At 58.5% G+C, this 18088-nt stretch carries 17 protein-coding genes; 16 read left to right on the top strand and 1 reads right to left on the bottom strand.

All coding sequences use genetic code 11. The features are described 5' to 3' along the window. Window position 1: 1 nt before the first annotated feature. The gene (locus V6S97_RS10995) at window positions 2–781 is read right to left on the bottom strand and encodes a DUF1217 domain-containing protein (protein WP_060722896.1); all 780 of its coding nucleotides are present in this window, start codon (window positions 779–781) and stop codon (window positions 2–4) included. 185 nt (window positions 782–966) lie between these two features. Between V6S97_RS10995 and motA the strand changes: the two genes are divergently transcribed. The 16 genes from motA to V6S97_RS11075 all read left to right on the top strand — a co-directional run bounded on the left by motA (window position 967) and on the right by V6S97_RS11075 (window position 18065). After that, on the top strand, window positions 967–1839 hold the full coding sequence (gene motA / locus V6S97_RS11000) for a flagellar motor stator protein MotA (protein WP_003503407.1): 873 nt from the start codon (window positions 967–969) through the stop codon (window positions 1837–1839). Next, entirely contained in the window at window positions 1836–2795 is a 960-nt protein-coding gene (locus V6S97_RS11005; RefSeq protein WP_003503405.1) for a FliM/FliN family flagellar motor switch protein, read from the top strand. The genes motA and V6S97_RS11005 overlap by 4 nt, the downstream gene beginning before the upstream one ends. 63 nt (window positions 2796–2858) lie before the next feature. Continuing rightward, a complete protein-coding gene (gene fliN / locus V6S97_RS11010; protein WP_003503403.1) occupies window positions 2859–3398 on the top strand; it encodes a flagellar motor switch protein FliN in 540 nt (179 codons plus the stop codon). A gap of 27 nt (window positions 3399–3425) precedes the next feature. Beyond that, window positions 3426–4469, top strand: a complete 1044-nt coding sequence (gene fliG / locus V6S97_RS11015; protein ID WP_003503398.1) for a flagellar motor switch protein FliG — start codon at window positions 3426–3428, stop codon at window positions 4467–4469. Window positions 4470–4598: 129 nt separating this feature from the next. Further along, complete coding sequence (gene flhB / locus V6S97_RS11020; protein ID WP_003503396.1) at window positions 4599–5681, top strand: flagellar biosynthesis protein FlhB; 1083 nt, start codon at window positions 4599–4601, stop codon at window positions 5679–5681. Between the two features lie 5 nt (window positions 5682–5686). Continuing rightward, window positions 5687–6124, top strand: a complete 438-nt coding sequence (locus V6S97_RS11025; protein WP_003503394.1) for a hypothetical protein — start codon at window positions 5687–5689, stop codon at window positions 6122–6124. 307 nt (window positions 6125–6431) lie between these two features. Further along, window positions 6432–7724: a flagellin N-terminal helical domain-containing protein gene (locus V6S97_RS11030; protein ID WP_112978357.1), complete on the top strand. Its 1293-nt coding sequence runs from the start codon at window positions 6432–6434 to the stop codon at window positions 7722–7724. 313 nt (window positions 7725–8037) lie between these two features. Next, complete coding sequence (locus V6S97_RS11035) at window positions 8038–8694, top strand: hypothetical protein (RefSeq protein ID WP_060726030.1); 657 nt, start codon at window positions 8038–8040, stop codon at window positions 8692–8694. After that, entirely contained in the window at window positions 8691–9974 is a 1284-nt protein-coding gene (locus V6S97_RS11040; RefSeq protein ID WP_003503388.1) for a MotB family protein, read from the top strand. Before V6S97_RS11035 ends, V6S97_RS11040 begins: the two co-directional genes overlap by 4 nt. Then, window positions 9971–11248, top strand: coding sequence for a chemotaxis protein MotC (motC, locus tag V6S97_RS11045; protein ID WP_003503386.1), 1278 nt, complete (start codon window positions 9971–9973; stop codon window positions 11246–11248). The genes V6S97_RS11040 and motC overlap by 4 nt, the downstream gene beginning before the upstream one ends. Continuing rightward, window positions 11245–12603, top strand: a complete 1359-nt coding sequence (gene fliK, locus V6S97_RS11050) for a flagellar hook-length control protein FliK (protein WP_003503385.1) — start codon at window positions 11245–11247, stop codon at window positions 12601–12603. Before motC ends, fliK begins: the two co-directional genes overlap by 4 nt. Then, window positions 12551–13117, top strand: a complete 567-nt coding sequence (locus V6S97_RS11055) for a lytic transglycosylase domain-containing protein (RefSeq protein ID WP_209787732.1) — start codon at window positions 12551–12553, stop codon at window positions 13115–13117. Before fliK ends, V6S97_RS11055 begins: the two co-directional genes overlap by 53 nt. Window positions 13118–13399: 282 nt before the next feature. Beyond that, entirely contained in the window at window positions 13400–14071 is a 672-nt protein-coding gene (locus V6S97_RS11060; RefSeq protein WP_003503381.1) for a response regulator transcription factor, read from the top strand. 105 nt (window positions 14072–14176) lie between these two features. After that, window positions 14177–15457 (top strand): flagellar hook protein FlgE, encoded by a 1281-nt coding sequence (locus V6S97_RS11065; protein ID WP_003503378.1) that lies wholly within the window; start codon window positions 14177–14179, stop codon window positions 15455–15457. A gap of 22 nt (window positions 15458–15479) precedes the next feature. After that, on the top strand, window positions 15480–16958 hold the full coding sequence (gene flgK / locus V6S97_RS11070; protein WP_003503368.1) for a flagellar hook-associated protein FlgK: 1479 nt from the start codon (window positions 15480–15482) through the stop codon (window positions 16956–16958). Window positions 16959–16961: 3 nt separating this feature from the next. Beyond that, the gene (locus V6S97_RS11075; protein ID WP_020010439.1) at window positions 16962–18065 is read left to right on the top strand and encodes a flagellar hook-associated family protein; all 1104 of its coding nucleotides are present in this window, start codon (window positions 16962–16964) and stop codon (window positions 18063–18065) included. Window positions 18066–18088: the final 23 nt, after the last annotated feature.

Genomic DNA, 18088 nt, shown 5'->3' on the forward strand with positions numbered 1-18088 from the left:
ATCATTTGCCTCCGAGTTTCAGGGAGTTGATGGAGATCAGCAGGTCGGGGGAAATGCCGTAGCCGCTGGAGGAGCCGAAAACGGCCAAGGGGTCATAGGTCGTAGAGGGATTTTGCATTTCCCACATGATGGTGAAACGCTCGAGCAGCTTGCCGACCTTTTCAGGATCCTGCAGATCCTTGATATCGATGCTTTTTTCGATGAGCGCGGCCTGCTTGTCGACATCGGCCGCCGCAAATGCGTCGGGCAGGTTGAACGTTGTGCGGAATACCTGCGCAAGCGCGTCGTCGGCGAGGAAATCGAGGCCGGATTTTATTGTCGGCGCCTTGCGCTCGAAATAAAGGGCAAGCCGGACGCCGTTATTGTCGTCGCCCGCTTCCTGTTCCAGCGTCTGGCGCGTGTATTTACTGACGACACCTGATTTGGCTGCCTCGGTGGAGGTCGCTGCCGCACCCAGGCCTGCGAAATCCAGGGACTTTGCAAGCTCTGCATACCGGTTGTCGGAAAGCTTGTTGGCGAAGGCGTTCTTGTCCGAGGCGCCTTCCGTCAGCACCTTGCGGATGAAGGCCTTCGCATAGGCCATATCCTCGAGCCCGTGGGCTTTCAGGGCGTAATTATAAAGGCGCGTATCGGCCATGAAGTCGTCGATGGATTTCACATCGCCGATCTTTGCACGGTAATATTCGGTCTCGCGCGCCACGTCGGGCTGCTTCGACACCCGCTCAAGCGATTTGCCGATATCCTGACTGATCAGTCTGTAGCTGGTATAGGTGGAAGTCACTGAACCGCCGCTCTCGTTTGATCCCGATCTCAAGGCGCACGTCCGCCTTTGCCGGCATATTGCCGTGGCTTGCTTGTGCGAAACTGGCTGGAGGCGGGAGCATGGGGAGGCTTTGCGGACAGGTTCACGCAAGCCACATTTTCTAGACATGGCGGCATGGAACACTGTTCGGGCGTGGTCGATCAATGAATATTGTAATTGGACTTATAATCACCTTCGGCTGCATCATCGGCGGCTATATGGCGATGGGCGGTCATCTGGACGTGCTGGTTCAGCCGTTCGAATTGATGATCATTGGCGGCGCCGGCCTCGGCGGCTTCATCATGGCAAACCCCATGAAGGTCGTGAAGGATTCGGGCAAGGCGCTCGGCGAGGCCTTCAAGCATTCGGTCCCGAAGGAGCGAAACTATCTCGACGTGCTCGGCGTGCTTTATTCGCTGATGCGCGATCTGCGCACGAAATCGCGCAACGAGATCGAGGCCCATATCGACAATCCCGAGGAATCCTCGATCTTCCAGAGCGCGCCGTCGGTCCTGAAGAACAAGGAACTGACCTCGTTCATCTGTGACTATGTCCGTCTCATCATCATCGGCAATGCCCGCAGCCACGAAATCGAGGCGCTGATGGATGAAGAAATCGAAACCATCTTGCATGACAAGCTGAAGCCCTATCACGCGATCACCACCATGGGCGATTCCTTCCCCGCCATCGGTATCGTCGCGGCGGTTCTCGGCGTCATCAAGGCCATGGGCAAGATCAACGAATCGCCTGAAGTGCTCGGCGGCCTGATCGGCGCCGCACTCGTCGGCACCATGCTCGGCATCATCCTGTCCTATTCGATCTGCAACCCGCTCGCTTCGCAGGTCAAGATCGTCCGCACCAAGCAGCACCGCCTCTACATCATCGTCAAGCAGACGCTGATCGCTTACATGAACGGCTCGGTGCCGCAGGTCGCGCTCGAATACGGCCGCAAGACCATCTCCAACTACGAGCGGCCGTCCATTGACGCCGTCGAACAGGAGATGATGAACCCCGGCGGCGAAAACAAGGCGGCATGACGATGGCAAAAGCTGCAGCGCAACAAGCACCCGCCATCGACACCGCCCTTCTCGCAAAATTGACGGGAGGGCTGTCTGACCGCAAGACGATCGCCAAGATCGGTTCCGATATCGGCCATCTCTACAGCGAATTCCTGCCGGACATCTTCCACAGCGAGACCGGCATCGCGATCGATGTGGAATATGTCAGCTCCGAATCGGGCCTGATGACCGATCTCATCGCCAATGTTGGGAGCAATGTCGCGGTTGCCGATTGTTCCCTGCGCAACTGGTGCCCCAATTTCATGATGACTGTCGGCAACGGCTTCGTCATCGCGCTCATGGAGCGCATGCTGGGCGCGTCGCCGGACATGATCGGCGAACCGGACGAGCGCAGCCTGTCCCATATCGAGCTCGACCTTGCGGCCATGGTTCTTGGCCGCATCGCCGGTGTCCTGCGCTCCGGTGTCAACGCGCCCGGCGGTTTTGAGGCGGCCATCGAGCCGCCCTTCAATTCCAACGGCAAGAGCGCCTTCGAGGAAATGATCGCCGGTCTTTACGGCGTGACCCTCCGCATGAAGATCGATATCGGCAAGGTCTCGTCGGAATTTACCCTCATCGTGCCGCAGCGTCCCCTGCTCAGAACCTCCATCGTCGCTCCCAAGGCTTCGGCCCAGGCGCTGAAGAAGCAGGAGGAATGGATGGAGATGATTTCCGAGCAGGTGAAGCGATCGCAGGTCACGCTCGAGGCGCGCATCAAGCTCGAAACGCTGACGCTCAGGACAATTTCCAAGCTGGTGGCCGGTGATGTCATTCCGTTCCAGGCTCTGAAGCAGGACGATATCGGCGTCGAGGTCAGCGCCAACGGTTCCAAGCTCTATAATTGCGAATTCGGCAAGTCCGGCGACCGCTACATGGTTCGGGTGAAGAACAATGTCAGCACGGACGACGAGATCTTACGACATTTGATGGGTTAAATCCTGCCCGGCCTTTCGGGTTCTGGGCAGGCTGACGCAAGTTTCAAAGGGAATAATCAGCGCATGGCTACGAAGAAAACACCTGTGACCGATGATGCGGCGTTGCCGTCGTTTGAAGACGGCGGCGACCTCGACCAGGCTATCGGCGATCTGCGTGGCGTCCTCAAGACGGATGCGGAAGGCTCGCTCTCCGATTTTGGCGACTTCGGCGATTTCGGAAGCACGGACGAGGTTTCGACCGAAACCGACCTTTCCGCCTTTGGTGGCGGAGCGGCCGACTTTGCGATGGACGATTTTGCCGCCGCCCCGCAGGTTGCGGGCGTGAAGGCGCCGCTCGGCAGCGGCTTGTCCGAAAACATGGAAATGATCATGGACATCCCGATCGATGTCCAGATCGTTCTCGGCACCAGCAGAATGCTCGTTTCGGGGCTGATGAGCCTCGAAGAGGGCGCAACCATCGCGCTTGATCGCAAGATCGGCGAGCCGGTCGAGATCATGGTGAATGGCCGCCGTATTGCGCGCGGTGAAATAACGGTTCTGGAAGACGACGATACGCGCTTCGGCGTAAAATTGATTGAAGTACTGAGTACGCGAAAAGCCTGATCCCTGTGGGGACGGAGAGGAAAGACCATGATGGACTTCGAGGATTTCGGTAACCCCCTTGCGGGCAAGCCGTTGTCTCAGGCCGACAAGGCGGCCGCGGTGCTTCTTGCCATGGGCAAGGGCGTCGCCGGCAAGCTGCTGAAGTTTTTCACCCAGCACGAACTGCAGATGATCATTTCCTCGGCCCAGACCCTGCGCGTCATTCCTCCCGATGAGCTTGCACAGATCGTAGCCGAGTTCGAGGACCTGTTCACCGAAGGAACGGGTCTGATGGACAATGCCAAGGCCATCGAGAGCATTCTCGAAGAGGGCCTGACCCCTGAAGAGGTGGACAGCCTTCTCGGCCGCCGCGCGGCTTTCCAGGCCTATGAAGCATCGATCTGGGACCGCCTGCAGGAAGCCGAGCCGGAATTCGTCGGCAAGTTCCTGCTGCGCGAACATCCGCAGACCATCGCTTATATTCTCTCCATGCTGCCTTCCTCCTTCGGCGCTAAGGTTCTCCTCACCATTCCGGAAGAGCAGCGCGCCGATATCATGAACCGTACCGTCAACATGAAGGAAGTCAGCCCGACGGCTGCCCAGATCATCGAGAAGCGTGTGGTCAATCTCATCAATGAAATCGAGGCCGAGCGCAATGCGGGCGGTTCCACGAAGGTTGCGGATCTGATGAACGAACTGGACAAGCCGCAGGTCGATACGCTGCTCAGCTCTCTCGAGACGCTCAGCAAGGAAGCCGCAAACAAGGTCAAGCCGAAGATATTCCTCTTCGACGACCTCATGTTCATGCCGCAGCGCAGCCGCGTCCTGCTGCTCAACGATGTTTCGGCCGATGTCATGACGATGGCGCTGCGCGGCGCCACGATGGAAATCAAGGAATGTGTGCTCTCCAGCATCAGCCCGCGCCAGCGCCGCATGATCGAATCGGACCTCGCGGTGCCGCAGGCCTCGATCAACACCCGCGAAGTGGCGATTGCCCGCCGCGCGGTGGCGCAGGAGGCGATCCGGCTGGCCAATTCCGGCCAGATCCAGCTGAAGGAAGCCTCTGCGGAGGAGCAACCGGCCGCCGCTTAAGCGGAAGCCGGTTGATAACCCGCCCTTACGGCGGAACCGGCCATTGCGATGGCCGGTCACGGACGCTAGTTTCGGGATGACGGCCTGCCGGGATCGGCGGGCCCTTTTTTTTGATCCCGGGAACGTGCCTTGGCAGACGATCAGGACAAGGACAGTAAAACAGAAGCCCCGACGGAGAAAAAACTCCGCGATGCGGCGGAAAAGGGCAATCTTCCCTTTTCCCGTGAAGTGCCGATCTTTGCCTCCTCACTCGCTTTTTATTGTTACCTGGTCTTCTTCCTGCCCGATGGCGCCGGTCGCCTTGGCGTCACATTGAAGGACCTGTTCGGCCAGCCCGAACAGTGGGACCTCAGCACCAGGCCGGATGCCCTGTCGCTGTTGTATTTTCTCGGCACGTCGATCGCCTATCTGCTCATGCCGGCGATGATCATGTTCATGGTTTTCGGGCTTGCTTCGTCGTTTTTCCAGAACCTGCCGTCGCCGGTGCTTGAGCGGGTGCGTCCGCAATGGTCACGCGTCTCACCGGCGAAGGGCTTCACGCGCATCTACAGCAAGCAGGGTTTTGTGGAATTCGGCAAATCCGTATTCAAGATCATGATCGTCTCGGTCATCATGTTCTTTGCTTTGCGTGGCGATTTTTACAGCCTCATCGATCTGATGTTCTCCGATCCGCAGGTCATTTTCGTCCGGGTGGTCGAGATCGTCAAAAAAATGATGGTCGTTATTCTGCTTTCCACCGCGCTGCTTGCCGCCGTCGACGTTCTGTGGACGCGCCATCACTGGTTCAGCCAGTTGAAAATGACGAAGCATGAGGTGAAGGAAGAATACAAGCAGTCGCAGGGCGACCCCGTGGTCAAATCCCGCCAGCGTTCCATCGCCCGCGACCGTGCCCGCCGCCGCATGATCAACAATGTGCCGCGCGCAACGCTTGTCATCGCCAACCCCACACACTTTGCGGTGGCGCTGCGTTATGTTCGCGAAGAAGGCGACGCACCTGTTGTCGTGGCCAAGGGCCAGGACCTTATCGCATTGAAAATCCGCGAGATTGCGGAAGAAAACAATATCCCCGTTTTTGAGGACCCTCCGCTTGCACGCTCCATGTTTGCGCAAGTCTCGGTAGATAGTGTGATTCCACCAGTCTTTTACAAGGCTGTGGCTGAGCTCGTTCATCGGGTTTACGCCATGAAGTCATCGAAAATACGGGTTCAATAAAACCAATGAAAAAATCCGCCTATTCCGAACAGCGGGAAATGATCGTCGCAGAGGCGATCAACCCGATCGCCACCGAACTTCGATTGTTAGACCCGGCCGACCTGATTTCGCTGCTCAGATTCGAGTGCTACAGCAGTATCGCCGACCTCGTTTCGTCGGCGGCTGAGCTTTATTATCATCCCGGTACGATCAATTTCGGCGCCGGCGGCGAATACAAGCTCGAATGGGAAGGCGCGCCGGAGATCGTCCTCGATCTCGAGCTTAAGCCAAAGGGCGCCACGGTCTATGCGCGGTTGACGCTCGCCAACGAACATGCAGCGGTTGAGATCAATCACGTCTCGTTTCAGAACCCTTCCGAAAACCCGGACGAAAACACCGAGTTTCTTCGGAAAAGCCTGACGGCTGCCCGATTCGTGCCCACCCGTCAGGGCGAAGCGGCTTAACCGGATCATCCCTGAATATTGCCGTCATGTCCGTTGCTCCCGCCGAAATCGCGGGCGCAACGGCCTCGTTCCGGTGCGTTTTGACCAGAGCTTGCCTGAAGCCTGCCGGTTTATGCGAAACCCGGCTGTGAAAGGCAGGAACGCCTTGCAAATCAGTCCTGTTGTTTGTTACCTATCGCATTAACGATTTGTTAACGAACAGCAGGTCGCGGTGGTCGGTTCAGGCCATTGCCGATTCGCATGATGCTTCTGCTCGTTGTCGGCACAGCGCCGGATTTTTTCTTAAATTTTGAGTTGGGTGGACCCCATGACCAGCATTTTGACCAATGCGGCGGCGATGGCCGCGCTGCAAACCCTGCGCATGATCGACAAGAGCCTCGAGACAACACAGGCGCGCGTGTCTTCCGGCTACCGTGTCGAGACTGCGGCGGATAACGCGGCCTACTGGTCCATTGCAACGACGATGCGCTCCGACAATAACGCGCTTTCGGCCGTGCAGGACGCTTTGGGTCTGGGAGCCGCCAAGGTCGACACCGCCTACGACGCGCTTGAAAGCACGATCGAGGTCGTCAAGCAGATCAAGGCCAAGCTCGTCGCCGCCTACGGCGTTGGCGCCGACCGCGGCAAGATCCAGGATGAAATCAAGCAGCTTCAGGAACAGCTGAAGAGCATCTCCGAATCGGCCTCCTTCTCGGGCGAAAACTGGCTGCAGGCCAGCATCAGCAACGGTGGCACGCCGCCGGTTGAAGAATCGATCACGAAAAAGGTCGTTGCATCCTTCACCCGCACGGGCGCAGGCAATGTCGGCGTTACCACCGTTGATTATGTGCTCGATGGCAGTACGGTGCTTTTCGACCTCAGTGGTGGAAAGCTCGGGATTCTCGACAAGAACGCCGTTTTCGTCAGCAAGACGGAATATGAAGTCACTCAGACCTCGACGACTGCGGGTAAGGCGACGAACGCCGGTCATGTCGTCGAGAAGCTCAGTGACGCGCAGATCGGCGCGCTGAATGCCGCGACTGCGGATACGAATACGGATCCGAATGTCTATAGCGACGGGACTGCCAATTATCTCCGCCTTGCCGAAAACGTATGGGTGAAGGTGACGGCGACAAATCCGTCGAGCGGTGGCACCACCGTTTCTCCCGCCTATCGCGACACCAGCAGCAACGACTGGTTTTACGACCTCAGCGGCGGGGCGGCTTCCGCCGATCGTTCCCTCGGCTTTTCCGTGTCCACCCTCAATCTCGGTAATCTCGATGTCGTCGCCGCAGCCATGGGCGGTTTTGCCGGCGGCGGCACGACCTACACCGATGCCGACGCCATCGACATGATGATGTCCTTCGTCGACGGGCAGCTTGAGGCGATGACCAGCACGGCTTCCAGCCTGGGTTCGCTGCAGAGCCGCATCAGCATGCAGGATAACTTCGTTTCCAGCCTTATGGATGTTATCGACAAGGGCATCGGCCGTCTTGTCGATGCCGACATGAACGAGGAATCGACCAGGCTGAAAGCGCTGCAGACGCAGCAGCAGCTCGGCATCCAGGCTCTCTCCATCGCCAATGCCAACGCGGAAAATATCCTCCAGCTCTTCAAGTAACGGGTTCGACCGGCGTGGGCGCGCGGGGATGAATGGGCGCAGGCTTGCCGATCATGCCCGCCTTCATCCTCGCACAAGTTTGAACACCTAACGTCGGGTCAGTATGGGGCGGATCACATGGCGTGATCCGGCCGGGAAACGTGGAAGAGACGGGCAGGGTAGCAAGGATGACGGTGGTGCCGCCAAACGGCTTAGAGCATTTCCAGGAAAAGTGGACCCCGGTTTTCCGTCTGGAAATGCGGCGAGGCTTTTGCGATTCGCGCGGGCAACAAAACATGTCTGGCCCCTTTCTCCTGTTTTGCCGGAGGCAGGCATGAGCGCGTCCATTGCACGGTTTCTCAAGGACTTCGGTGAAGCGCAACCGCAATCGGCGGCGCCGGCCTTCGGCGACCCGTTGGCCGACAACGATTTCCTGTCCGGTTTTGCCGATGGCGCTTCCGCTTTCGACGAATTTGCCCCCGTTGACGTGGAGAGCGAGAAACAGGCGGCCTACGACCGCGGCCGCGAAGACGCCACCCGCGAGATCACCGAGAAGATGCAGGCGGAGCGGGAAGAGCTGATCGCTGCCCATGCGGCCGAGCTGGAGACCCTGCGTTCGGGCCATCTTGAAGAAATTGCGGCGTCCCTGTCCCGTGGTCTGCGCGAGGGTATCGACGCGATCGCGGCCAATCTCAGCGAACAGACAGCCAATATCCTTGCCCCCCTCCTGACGGAAAAGCTGTCGCTCAAGGCGGTTACGGCGCTGGCGGATGTGGTGCGCGCCGCCATGCCGGATGGCGAAGGGGTTACGCTTGTCGTGAAGGGTCCGAAAGATCTGTTCGAGCGGCTGAAGACGCAACCGGGCTTTGAAGAAGAAACGATGAAATTTACCGAGACCACCGATATCGATCTTTCCGTCGAGTTGGGTGAAAGCGTGTTCGTGACGCGCATGTCAGCCTGGGCGTCCAGTCTTCGCAAGGTGATGAAATGAGTGAAGGCGAGAACCACCACCACGGCAAGAACGAGATCATCATCGTCAAGCGCCACAAGGGCGGGCACGATGGCGCCCATGGCGGTGCGTGGAAAATCGCCTATGCCGACTTCATGACGGCGATGATGGCGTTCTTCCTCGTCATGTGGCTGGTCAATGCCGCCAACGAGGAAACCAAGGCCTCGGTCGCCAGCTATTTCAATCCCATCAAGCTGTCCGATGAGAAACCCTCGTCCAAGGGGCTGGAAAAGCCTGTCGATAAGGAAGAGGGCGTCCAGAAGAAAGACCAGTCCAACATCCAGGCTGAAAAGGTCACCAAAGGTTCCGCCGCGGCGACGGGCGAAGACCTGACCTCCCAGACCGGTGAGCAGTCAAATTTCTCTGAAGCGGACTTTTTCGAAAATCCCTATTCCGTGCTGGCCGAAATTGCCCAGCAGGTGGGGCAGCAGGCCAATGTCAGCGCCAAGGGCGAGGGCGGCGCTGCCGATTCCGGCCCGGCGACGGGCGCTAGCGGCGGCGAAGCCTATCGCGATCCCTTCGATCCCGATTTCTGGACCCAGCAGGTGAAAATCACCCGCGCCGATCAGCCGCAGAAACCGGTTGAACAGCAGCAACTCGCCGAGAACAAGCAGGAGGATGCGGCCGAAAACGCTCAGGCGGTCGCGCTTAAGTCGTCCGAGACACCGGCCGAAAAGGCGGAAGACGGCAAGCCGATGGAAGTCGCCGCCGTGGTGCCGCAGCAGCGTCCGGATGCCGCAGAGCAGGCAGCGCTTTCTCAGCCCAAGCCGGAGCAGCAAAAGGCCAGCGATGCCGAGTGGGAAAAGGCCGATACCCTGCGCGAGGAAATCGAGAAGCAGATCTCAGGCATTACCGGTAAGCTTTCCGAAGGTCTGGTGGTGACGCCGGCCGAAGGCGGGTTGCTGCTCACCATTTCCGACCAGACGGAAACGCCGATGTTCAATATCGGATCGGCTGTTCCCCGCCGCGAAATGGTTCTGGCCATGGAAAAAATCGGCAAACTACTTCAGGAGCGGGGCGGCAGCGTGGTGATCCGCGGCCATACCGACGGACGGCAGTTCAAGGGCGAGGCCAATGACAACTGGCGGCTCTCCATGGACCGTGCGCACAGCGCCTATTACATGCTGGTGCGCGGCGGCCTGTCGGAAGAGCGGGTAAAGCAGGTCTCGGGTTTCGCGGACCGCAGATTGCAGGTGCCGGCGGACCCTCTGGCAGATGCCAACCGCCGCATCGAAATTCTGCTTGAGGCCGATCGGGGGTGAGTGTGACGAAAACCTCGAAACGCTGGCTCCTTCTTGCGGCGACGCTTTGCGGTCTCGGCTCCGAGCCGAGCAAGGCGTTTTCGCAGTCGCAAGACAATCTGATGCCCTATGCCATGCTGCGCTCCCTGCAGTTCGTGCAGGATTCGGTGGCCATGGGCGACCATTCCGCCGCTGAAATGCAGCGGTTTCTGCTGCAGACGATCGATGAGCGGCTGAAGAGCGCGCCCTCGGCGATCTTCAAGGATCCGCGCAATGTCGATGCGGCGCTCATCTATGCGATGAGCGGCGGCAACCCGGCGACGCTGGAATTGCTGGTCGCGCGTGATGTGGATGGCAATTTCGATAGCCGCGTTGCCGATATCCTGCGCAAATACCTGTCCGGCAAGGGAACGTTGGTCGCACAGAGCATCGCGGCCATGGTGCCTGAATATCGCGGCAAGCGGATTGGCGCCTATCTGGCGCTGATCGGCGGCAATGTGACGATACCGCGCGATCCGCTGGCTGCACTCGGCTTTTACGACATAGCCCGGCTCGAAGCGCCCGGCACAATCGTTGAGGAGGCGGCACTGCGCCGCTCGCTCGCTATCGCGGTTGAAGACGGCGATGCTGCGCGCGGCGTCGACTATGCGCAGCGTTATGCGCGGCGCTTCCTGCATTCGCCCTATGCCAGCCAGTTTGCCGACCTTCTGGTCTCGCTGGTGGTCAAACGCGCCGATTCCATCGGTGAGGAGGCGATACAGGAAACCTTCGCCATGATGGATACCGAGAGGCAGAAGGAAGCCTATCTGCGCCTTTCTCGCCTCGCGGCGATCAGCGGCAAGGATTCGCTGGCGCGTATGGCGGCGTTGAAGGCGAAGGCGCTGTCTCCGTCGCTGCCGGGTGAGCCCGAAGTCCAGGCAAATCTCTATGAAAGCCTTTCCAACATCGGCACACCAGATGTGGTGAGCGCGATCGAGACAATCGGGCAAATCCCCGAAGCGCAGCTTTCGGATAGGGACAGGGCCCTGCGGGAGGCGGCAAGGGCGATCGCAGAGCAGGTGGTTCGTCCTCCTTCCCTGCAGTCCGGTGTCGGTGCAGACACTGCGGCCACGAAGGATACCGGGCGGAATGCGCCCGAAAACGAGGCGACCGCTGCTGATGCAAAGAGCATATGGCGGGTCGAAACCCAGAAGGCTGACGATGAGGGCGATAACGTCCGGCAACTCGTGACGAGCGGCCGTAGCAAGCTCGATGAAATCGACAGCCTGTTGAAGAAAGGCGAGGGGGCACCATGATCGACGCAACCATCAACGCGATAATGAATGCGCCACCATCCGATCCGCGCGCCGGCAGCGCCAGCGTCAGGGACGACGCCAAGGGCGGCAGTTTCGGCGATGCCCTTTCCACGGTCCGGGACGAGCGGCCGCCGCAGGCGCTGCATTCGCGGCATCAGCAGGACAAGAACCCGGCTGAAGAACAGCAGGCACAGGCTGATAGCGAGGCGGAAAAGATGGATGTCCCGGTCAAGCGGCCCGCAACCTTTCTGAATGCGATCGTCAACGAGCATGCCGGCGAAGGTCGTGCCCATGAGACCTTGGCCGAGTTTCAGAACGCCGTGAAAACGGCCCGCACACCCGAGAACGGCAAAACCGGCAAGAAGCTCAAGGACGACACCGACAAGGACGCCGAGACGGTAGCCGATGTGATCGATCCAAAGCTGGCGGAACTGCAGCTGGTTGTGGCCAACGCCGCCGATGTGGCGACAGCCAAGACGCCGCTTGAGGAAATTGCACAGGCGATTGCCGGCAAGACCGACACGGTGAAATCAGACCGGGCTGAACCTGTCCGGGGCAAGGCCGAGCATCTGGTCAAGGACACGCCGACAGGCATTGCACCTGCCGGTAACGAGGCGGGTTCGGCTTCCGAAAACGAAGGCGATGCCTCGGCATTCCGTTTCTCGTCTCCGCGTTCGGGCGCGGCCCGGGCTCTCGATATGAGCACGGTGCAGCGTGAGGGCCGTGTCGAGTTCGATGCACGGGAAAGCACCGGCAAAGCGGCAGATACCATCATGGTCCTCGATTCGCGGCGTTTCATCGGTCTGGCGCCTTCGACCAACGCTTCGGCCCTGACCGGCCTGATCGTCAATGATCCGGAATGGGTGAGCGCCATGCAGCCCGGCTCGTCGCTTTCCAATGCGGCGGCCCAGAGCAGCACCGGCAAGGTCGTGCATACGCTGAAGCTGCACATGACGCCGATCGAGCTCGGATCGGTGACGATGTCGCTGCGTCTTGCCGGTGACGAGCTTGCTGTTCACATGACGGTGGAGAGCGTTGCAGCCTATAAAAAGCTTCAGGACGACAGCAAGAACATCCTTGAGGGTCTCAAGGCGCAGGGTCTGACGGTCGATAACATCACCATCAGCATCGCTTCTTCCGACAAGAGTGACCAAACGGGCACACAGGGCAACAATCAGCAAAATCAGCAGGCGCAGCAGCAGGGCCAGCAGGCCGCCGCCGGGCGCAACCGTGACGAGTCCGGAGCACGGGGCAGTCGGCAAGGCAATGGCGATAATTTGGGGGTGCATAATGAAGGCATGGATGGCGCTCCTGGCTCTGCCCGTTCTTCTGCTGACAATGGCGTCTACCTCTGAAAACGCGTCGGCCTCGGCGACATCAGGCGTCTGTGAAAGAGAGATCCAGTCGGCGGCACGCAAATATGGCGTGCCGGAGGGAATTCTCTATTCGGTGGGCCTGACCGAGACGGGCCGCAAGGGGAGGCTCGACCCCAATGCCATGAATATCGAGGGAAAACCGGTATTTGCGACCTCCACCGAGGAAGCCCTGATGACTTTCGATGCGGCGAAGCGCAACGGCGCCAAGCTGATCGACCTCGGCTGCATGCAGATAAATCATTATTTCCACGGCGAAAACTTCTCATCCCCGCGGGAAATGTTCGATCCGCGTCGCAATGTGGAATATGCCGCCATGTTCCTTCGCAACCTTCACAACAGGCATGAAACCTGGACCATGGCGGTCGCCCGTTATCACGCCGGCCCCAACAATGACCCGGCGCAGAAGAAATATGTCTGCCGCGTCATCGCCAATCTGGTGGCGACGGGCTACGGGAAATGGACTCCCAACGCGAAAAATTTCTGCGACGGATGACAACCTGAAATTGCTTTTAGGCACCGCAGGACTCGTATTTCGAAATGTGGCGATAGATTGATCGAAAAAAGGCATTTCAAGCGGTTTTTTCGGAATTTTGAAATTTCTACACAAAAATTTTGTGCCATATATGGTTAATACCCACTATATATAGATCAAATCGGCACAAAATGGTTAATCAATTATTAATAACTATCGATGATTTCCTACAGTTGTCGCTGAATCCCCCGATTCGTACCAATGCCTCATTGGAAAACACCACACTGATTCGGAGGCGGACGAATGATCGTAGTGGTTGATGAGCGCGAGCTCGTTAAAGACGGCTATACATCTCTATTTGGGCGTGAGGGCATTCCCTCGACCGGGTTCGATCCGGTCGAATTCGGGGAGTGGGTCTCGACGGCGGCGGAAAGCGATCTGGCGGCTGTGGAAGCCTTCCTGATTGGCCAGGGCGACCGGAGCTTTGCTTTGCCGAAGGCGATCAGGGATCGCACGACGGCGCCTGTCATCGCGGTCAGCGACCAACCCTCGCTGGAATCCACGCTGGCGCTGTTCGACAGCGGCGTCGACGACGTCGTGCGCAAGCCGGTTCATCCCCGTGAAATCCTTGCACGTGCGGCGGCTATCCGCCGCCGGCTGCAGGTCATCTCGAACTTCACAGATGCGGGGCCGATTCGGGTTTTCTCCGACGGCCGCGACCCCGAAGTGGGTGGCGAGGTATTTCCCTTGCCGCGCCGCGAGCGTCGTATCCTCGAATATTTGATCGCCAATCGCGGACGCCGCGTTTCCAAGGCGCAGATTTTCAATGCCATCTACGGCATCTTTGATGACGACGTCGAAGAAAACGTTGTCGAAAGCCACATCAGCAAGCTGCGCAAGAAGCTGCGCAAGAAGCTTGGCTACGATCCGGTCGATTCCAAGCGGTTCCTCGGCTACAGCATTGATTGGCAATGATTTTCATTGACCCGCGTGGTCTTTTTCAAACGCGGTATTTCCGACAGCTTCACGCAAGCCAAACGCTTTACCTTCTCCCTGAAAGATGACCACGAGGGTTTTTGAATGAGTATTTTCGGCACTATGCGAACCGGTGTGTCCGGCATGAATGCGCAGGCGAACAAGCTGGGGACCGTGGGCGACAACATCGCCAACGCAAGCACCACCGGTTACAAGCGTGCATCCACGTCGTTCTCCTCGCTCGTTCTGCCCTCCTCATCGGGCAGCTACGCCTCGGGCGGCGTACAGTCCAATGTTCGCTACAGCATTTCGGAGCAGGGAAACCTCTCCTACACCACCTCGAGCACCGACCTTGCCATTCAGGGCAACGGCTTCTTCGTGGTTCAGGATGGATCGGGCACGCCTTACCTGACGCGCGCCGGTTCGTTCCAGAAGAATTCGGAAGGGTACCTGGAAAACGCGGCCGGCTTCCAACTGATGGGTTACCCCTATGGTTCCAACCCGCCGGCGGCCGTCGTCAATGGCTTCACGGGTCTTGAAGCCATCAATGTCAATAATTTCGGCCTGACGGCATCGCCCTCCACGCAGGGCAGCTTCCCGGCCAATCTTAACCGTGGCGATACGGCTGTGGCCGCGGCATCGCTTCCGGGCACCAACTCCGCAACTGCGACGTTCGGCAACAAGACCTCGTTGACGGCATTCGATAGCGGCGGTGCGAAGGTACTTTACGATTTCTACTACACCAAGACTGACGACAATACGTGGGAAGTGGCGGTTTACCGCCAGGACCAGTCGACGAATGGCGGATTCCCCTACACGGCAACGCCAATAACTGACCTTGTTCAGGAGAAAGTCGAGCTGACATTCGATCCTGCTACCAACAAGCTCACCCCCACCTCGGATAAATCGATTACGATCAATGACCAGGTCAGCGGCGTGGCGCAGGCGATCAACATCGACCTGTCTGAAATGACGCAGTTCTCGACCAAGTTTACGCCCGGTACTGCAGTTCTCGATGGCAACGGTCCGAGCCAGATCAAGGACGTCGAAATTGGCAAGGACGGCCTGGTAACGGCGGTCTATCAGGATGGCGGTCGCCGCAATATCTACCAGCTGGCATTGGCCACGGTGCCGAGCGTCGACAACCTCAGCCCGCAGAACGGTAACGTCTATCTGCCGAGCAACGAGTCGGGTGTTGTCACCATCGGCTTCGCGCAGACGGGTAGCTTCGGTTACATCCAGAAGGGTGCGCTGGAAGGGTCGAACGTCGATATCGCCAGCGAACTCACCGACATGATTGAATCCCAGCGTATCTATACAGCGAATTCGAAAGTCTTCCAGACTGGATCGGATTTGATGGACGTCCTGATCAATCTGAAGAGATAATACTTCTCACGAGGACAGATGAATGTCGCTCACGTCAGCAATGAATACTGCGCAGTCGATTTTCAATAATACAGGTAAGCAGACGGACGTTACCTCGAAAAACATTGCCAATGTCGGCAATGCGAACTACGTCAAGCGAACCGCCATTCTCGGCACGACCATGGCTGGAGCGAGTATCGTCTCCAACGGTCGTGCCCAGAATGAAAGTCTTCTCAGGCAGACAATCTCCAGCTCTTCTCTTGCTTCCGGCCAGAGCACCGTGCTCAATGGCCTTCAGGAAATGAAGAGCGTTTTCGGCGGCAACGATTACGAGAGTTCGCCGGCCACCTATATGAAGGAACTGCTGAAAAGCCTGGACGCTTACGCGGCCAAGCCGAGCGATGCCGCTCTGGCGGCGACGGCCGTCACCTCGGCCACGGATGTCGCCAGTTCCCTGAACAAGGCTTCGAGCGAATTGCAGGCGATGCGTCTGCGCGCCGACAAGGAAATCTCCCTCCAGGTCGACAAGCTGAACGGGCTGCTCGCGAAGTTCGAGGAAGCCAATAACGAGGTCAAGGCGCAGACGGCGATCGGCGGCGATCCGAGCGACGCTCTCGATCAGCGCGAAGCGCTTCTGAAGGACATTTCCTCCATCATCGGCATCAATGTCGTCAATCGCCCCAACAACGATGTGGCGCTTTATACGACTGACGGTGCGACGCTGTTCGAGATCGTGCCGCGCAGCGTGACCTTCAAGACGCAGCCGGGCTACGATGCGACGACCACGGGCAACGCCATTTATGTCGATGGCGTAGCGCTGAAGGCGGGCAGCGGCAGCAACACAACGGCGGAAGGATCGCTTCAGGGCCTGATGCAGGTTCGTGATGATCTGGCGCCGACGATGCAGAGCCAGCTCGACGAAATCGCGCGCGGCCTCATCACCATGTTTGCGGAAAAGCCCGCGGACCCGACCAGCGGTCTGCCAGACATGCCTGGCCTCTTCACCTACGGTTCGCCGTTGGCGACAACAATTCCGCCGGACGGAACTGTCTCTCCGGGGCTCGCGGCCAGCATTACCGTCAACCCGGCGTTAATTATTTCCAAAGGTGGCAATCCGGAATTGTTGCGTGACGGCGGTATCAACGGTACCGATTACGTGATCAATACCGCAACATCGGGTGGAACCGGTTTCTCCGCCCTGATCCGCAGCTATGTCACTGCTTTTGACGCGCCCATGAATTTTGCCGCGTCGACACGTATCGATACGAATACCAGCATCCTGAAATACGGCACCAACTCGATGGGGTGGCTCGAACAGGAACGTTCCGGCGCGACTTCGGCAAACGAAGCGAAAAGCGCGCTTTATGAGCGCTCCGCCACTTCCTATTCGAACAGCACGGCGGTCAGCCTGGACGAGGAACTGTCACTGCTCATGGATATCGAGCAATCTTACAAGGCCGCGACCAAACTGGTGACGACCGTTGATGAAATGCTCAAGTCCTTGATGGACATGGTGAGGTAAACGATGAAAACGTCATTCATTTCATCGCTGGCGATGCAGAACAGCATGCGCAGCACCATCCTCAAGGCTCAGCTTGAGATGACCAATCTCAATACCGAGCTGACGACGGGCAAGCATGCCGATCTCGGCGTGACGCTGGGCGCCAATACCGCCCGCAGCCTCGATCTCAATCGCGATATCGACCGCATCACCTCGCTGGTCAGCGTCAATTCGATTGCAACGCAACGCCTCAAATCCTCGCAGACTGCGCTGGACGGCATGGCGAAGGCCGCGCAGGAGATTCAGAAGGTTCTGGTCCCCAATACCAGCAGTGAAGCACCGACGCTGTCGACGGTCGCCCAGACCATCTCGAATGCGTTCAACAACTTCACGAGCTTCGCCAATACAGCGGTCAATGGCGAGTATCTGTTCTCCGGCATCAATACGGATGTGAAGCCTGTCGATGACTATTTCGCGGATGGATCTCCGCTGAAGGAAGCCTATGAGACGGAGCTGAACGCATTCATGGCGGCGCAGACGCCGCCGGTGGGTGATTTCGCCAGCCTCTCGAAACCGCAGGTCGAAGCGTTCATGACCCATATCGAAGGCGTGTTCAACGGCACGACCACGGTCACGAACCCGCCGCATAGCAGCCTGACGGCCGGCCAGAACTATGATTTCTGGACGACCTTCGGTTCGAAGGCGAGCGACACCAACATGACGAGCCGCATCAGCCAGAACGAGGTTGTCGAAACGTCGAGCAACAGCAATTCGCAGGGCATGCGTTATTTCGCATTGACCGCGATGACGTCCATGACCTTCCTCGACGCGAAGGTGGACAGCGGCATCCGCGAAATGGTGGCGATGAAGTCGGTGACCAATATCGGCACCGCCATCAACGGTCTGAACCAGCAGCAAAGCCAGCTCGGTCTTTCCGAAAGCCGTGTCTCGAAAGCCAATGATTCGCTGGAGGCCCAGAAGAAGATCATCGAAACGCATCTGCTGGATATTGAGGGGATCGATACCTACGAGGCGAAGACCCGTCTCGATCTGCTGCAGCAGCAGATTGAAATCGCATACAGCCTCACGTCGCGTCTGCAAAAAATGAGTCTGGTAAACTACCTCTGATGAACAGAGGTGGCGGCAGATAA

Origin of the sequence: Agrobacterium sp. CCNWLW155, from assembly GCF_036888815.1 — a bacterium.
GTDB classification, from domain to species: domain Bacteria; phylum Pseudomonadota; class Alphaproteobacteria; order Rhizobiales; family Rhizobiaceae; genus Agrobacterium; species Agrobacterium radiobacter.